We start from the raw sequence: 3,643 nt of genomic DNA, 5'->3' as shown, positions 1-3,643 counted from the left end.
CCCCTCTGGAGGCCACGGACGGCGCGGCCTCCAGAGCACTTTGTCGTTTTTGGACGGAAAATCCCTAGAACCCCTTTGAGGTGTATAATACGTAAGTCGTGCATGTGTAACTTCCGCCTCTACGAAGGCAAATTCTAACACACCTCGCCTAGCTATAAGGATCCAAACCACTACAGTGAGTACAAAATTCCTTAAAAATACATTTGCTATTTTCTGGCTTGACTCTAGCCTTGCAATAGTACCTCCCATACAAGACAAATAACGCCGTAACTCGGTACCAATCTTTTTTCGGATACAGCTTTTGTAGCGCGATTGCGACCTTCCTAGGGTCACGACTATCCGTGAAACCAAGTCTCCTCGAAACTCGCATCACATGAGTGTCTGCTCCCACTCCCTGATTCGCTTGATACATACTATTCAAATATACATTAGCAGTCTTCAATCCGACGCCTGGGATTTCGATCAATTTTTCTACACTCCTAGGAACTCGGCCGTGAAACCTAGTTTTCACAACCTTAGCCGCATTTACAATATTCTTAGATTTAGTGCGATAGTAATTTATAGAGCTTAATATCTTCTCTACCTCTCCGACTTCCGCCTCCGAAAGTGAAGCCGGATCAGGATATTTAGCGAATAGATTATGAGTCACTTTATTCACCTGCAAATCAGTCGTCTGAGCTGATAAAATGATGCAAAGAAGAAATTGGAAATCTGTTTCCCAGTTCCTCAACTCTGAGCTACTATCCGGAAAAAGCTTTTCCATCTCTTCTAATACATATTTTGCACGCGTTTTCTTGTTCACAGTAGGATTATACATTAGTTAATATTAATTTTTAGAAGATGAAAGAATTTAATGTGAGTTCGAAAGGTAACAGTGACAAGAATGATGGTAAAAACTTTAAAATTCTCCTGAAATCGACCGGGTGGCGACATGCCCCTGACGGGACGTGGCGGCCATCCCGTGGGTTGGAGAAAAGAGGCATCGATGCCCCGGTGGGCAGCGTTCGCCGGTGAGATGCCGAGGCGAACTGGCGGGTGGCGCGGGGGGAACCCACGGCAGCCTTGACACCCTGGCTGCGGGCTGCTGCCGATACGTCGGCAATGCAGGAGGGAGAATGGCGCGGCCCGCAGGCTGCGTCGCCGATCAATCCGAAGCGGTCGAGCCCGTCTTGTGCAGGCACTGCACCAGGCGCTGGCCCAGCCATGCCATGCACGGGACGGCCATGGAGTTGCCGATTGCTTTGTAGCGCGGCGCATCCGCGGCGGGCTTGCCGCGGTAGGGGATCAGCGTGTAGTCATCGGGCATGCCTTGCAGCCGCTCGCACTCCGTCGGCATCAGCCGCCGCACCCGCCAGTGCGACCAGTCGCCGGGGCCGGGGTCGTTCCAGTCGTAGCGGAAATGCGCCTCGAAGTCGGGGGCCAGCACATGGGGCTTGTCCGCGCCGCCGCCGCTGGTACGCAGTGTGGCCGCTACGCTGCCGCCCAGCTCCGCTGCAAGGCCCTGCTCGCGGCCGCGCAGAGACACGCAGGCCACCATCGGCACGCCGTAGCCCGGCTTGCCGTTGGACAGCACGGTGCAAGCCACCTGGCCATGGCCCGACTCGAAGCGCACTTCACCACGGTTGTTCTGCGCGAAAGCGATGGCGGGTACGACACCGGCGTTCGCATGGCTGTTGCGATGCCCGCCGGCGCGCAGCTGTAAAAACGCAGAAGTGGATGTCCCGCCGCAACACTGGGCGTCCCTGAGTTTGCTCAGTTGTGATGTCCCCGCTATCGCGATGGGCAGCAAGAAGGCGAGCGGTGCGCTCCTCAGGGTCTGTGAAGGGCGCACACTAGGGGTCCCGCCGCAACGCCTCCGGACCGAGTGGTCCCGTCTGAAGCCTACGAGGCGGCGACTGAAATCCTGCGGACCGCCGCCAAGCCATTCGCGCTGGCGCATGTGTTGGCTCTCTCTCCTCCATTACACCGTGTGGCCGTAAAGGCGTAGGCGTCGGACCGGTGTGGCCGGGCGGTCGGGTGTTGTGGTAGTTGGACTGCGTGAACTCCCAAGCCGACAACTTTGACGACGACCAGGAAGCGACCGCCGAGGGCATTGCCGACATTGAGGCAGGCCGGACTATCAGCCACGAGGCTGTGAAAGCCTGGCTATTGTCGTGGGGAACGCCGAACGAACTGCCGCCCCCCAAGGTTGGCGATTAGCTGACGGCAACATCGGAAGGCATGTCGCTGAGCTACCCTTTTGGCGGCCCCCAAGCACCTCATGCGACCCCTTTTGGCGTAGGCCGATGCGAGCGTCTCCTTGGAGGCATCGCATGCAGCAAGGCACATTATTCACCCGGCGGACGGTCGAGCGACATTTTCGCAAACATCAAGCTCGCTGCCCGCCGGAATACCGCGAGATCCTCATCGAACGGATTCTGGCCAAACGGTGGACAGAAGCCTCGCTAGGCAAGGTCGTCGGCATTGTGGCCTCAACCTTCGCCCGCCACCAACTTACCGACTACGATCGACTTTTGGCGATCTCCGGTATGGCTCGCGCCGAGGCGCGGTTAATTGTCAGCCGCGAAGTAAGCGACATTCTAGAAAGCTGGCGCAGCACCGCGCTCCCCTAGCCAAATCGGTGGAGCGAGCCGCGCGCACGCTTATCCGCCGGTGCATGGCTATGCACCCCCGCCCCGTCCCAGCGCCCAATGCGCTAGGAGTAGCTTAAGCACTCCGCTGGCATCGTCGAGACATGGATGCCGTCGCTGCAACTCGCGACTAGGAGCTCGGATCTCAGGACGAAGGTCTCCGCGAATGTCCGGTCGATCCGCGCGACGTCCCAGGCGGGCGTTCCCTTGGCGGACATCCACGCCGCAGCGTCGTGCATCAGCCGCACAACCTCGTCGATATCACCCGAGCAGGCGACCCGAACGTTCGGAGGCTCCTCGCTGTCCATTCGCTCCCCTGGCGCGGTATGAACCGCCGCCTCATAGTGCAGTTTGATCCTGACGAGCCCAGCATGTCTGCGCCCACCTTCGCGGAACCTGACCAGGTCCGCTAGCGGGCGGCCGGAAGGTGAATGCTAGGCATGATCTAACCCTCGGTCTCTGGCGTCGCGACTGCGAAATTTCGCGAGGGTTTCCGAGAAGGTGATTGCGCTTCGCAGATCTCCAGGCGCGTGGGTGCGGACGTAGTCAGCGCCATTGCCGATCGCGTGAAGTTCCGCCGCAAGGCTCGCTGGACCCAGATCCTTTACAGGAAGGCCAACGGTGGCGCCCAAGAAGGATTTCCGCGACACCGAGACCAATAGCGGAAGCCCCAACGCCGACTTCAGCTTTTGAAGGTTCGACAGCACGTGCAGCGATGTTTCCGGTGCGGGGCTCAAGAAAAATCCCATCCCCGGATCGAGGATGAGCCGGTCGGCAGCGACCCCGCTCCGTCGCAAGGCGGAAACCCGCGCCTCGAAGAACCGCACAATCTCGTCGAGCGCGTCTTCGGGTCGAAGGTGACCGGTGCGGGTGGCGATGCCATCCCGCTGCGCTGAGTGCATAACCACCAGCCTGCAGTCCGCCTCAGCAATATCGGGATAGAGCGCAGGGTCAGGAAATCCTTGGATATCGTTCAGGTAGCCCACGCCGCGCTTGAGCGCATAGCGCTGGGT

4 protein-coding genes and 1 pseudogene are annotated in these 3,643 nt (G+C 58.8%); 1 reads left to right on the top strand and 4 read right to left on the bottom strand.

Annotated elements, in window-relative coordinates; genetic code table 11:
* Window positions 1–148 precede the first annotated feature (148 nt).
* Both SJ312_RS22995 and SJ312_RS22990 read right to left on the bottom strand, forming a co-directional pair.
* Window positions 149–763, bottom strand: coding sequence for an endonuclease III domain-containing protein (locus tag SJ312_RS22995; RefSeq protein WP_000413042.1), 615 nt, complete (start codon window positions 761–763; stop codon window positions 149–151).
* Between the two features lie 381 nt (window positions 764–1,144).
* Window positions 1,145–1,696: pseudogene (locus tag SJ312_RS22990) on the bottom strand (DNA cytosine methyltransferase); the annotation flags it as partial.
* A gap of 616 nt (window positions 1,697–2,312) precedes the next feature.
* Between SJ312_RS22990 and SJ312_RS22985 the strand changes: the two are divergent.
* Window positions 2,313–2,612, top strand: coding sequence for a DUF2293 domain-containing protein (locus tag SJ312_RS22985; protein WP_001183923.1), 300 nt, complete (start codon window positions 2,313–2,315; stop codon window positions 2,610–2,612).
* Between the two features lie 83 nt (window positions 2,613–2,695).
* On the opposite strand, the gene SJ312_RS22980 is transcribed toward SJ312_RS22985, so the two are convergent.
* Both SJ312_RS22980 and SJ312_RS22975 read right to left on the bottom strand, forming a co-directional pair.
* Complete coding sequence (locus tag SJ312_RS22980; RefSeq protein WP_000376617.1) at window positions 2,696–2,938, bottom strand: hypothetical protein; 243 nt, start codon at window positions 2,936–2,938, stop codon at window positions 2,696–2,698.
* A 126-nt stretch (window positions 2,939–3,064) separates the two neighbouring features.
* Window positions 3,065–3,643, bottom strand: a 579-nt coding sequence (locus tag SJ312_RS22975) for a dihydropteroate synthase (protein ID WP_059065906.1), incomplete at its 5' end; no start/stop codon positions are given.

The sequence above is a fragment of the Providencia sp. CIM-Carb-044 genome (genome assembly GCF_033901115.1).
In the GTDB taxonomy this organism is placed as follows: Bacteria; Pseudomonadota; Gammaproteobacteria; order Enterobacterales; family Enterobacteriaceae; genus Providencia; species Providencia hangzhouensis.
Note: the sequence above shows the minus strand (reverse complement) of the source record. Positions and strands in the feature narration are given on the sequence as shown.

Bases quoted from the DNA above. Each gene is read 5' to 3' on its own strand.
- SJ312_RS22995 (WP_000413042.1), bottom strand. From the start codon at position 763: ATGGAAAAGCTTTTTCCGGATAGTAGCTCAGAGTTGAGGAACTGGGAA.
- SJ312_RS22985 (WP_001183923.1), top strand. From the start codon at position 2,313: ATGCAGCAAGGCACATTATTCACCCGGCGGACGGTCGAGCGACATTTT.
- SJ312_RS22980 (WP_000376617.1), bottom strand. From the start codon at position 2,938: ATGGACAGCGAGGAGCCTCCGAACGTTCGGGTCGCCTGCTCGGGTGAT.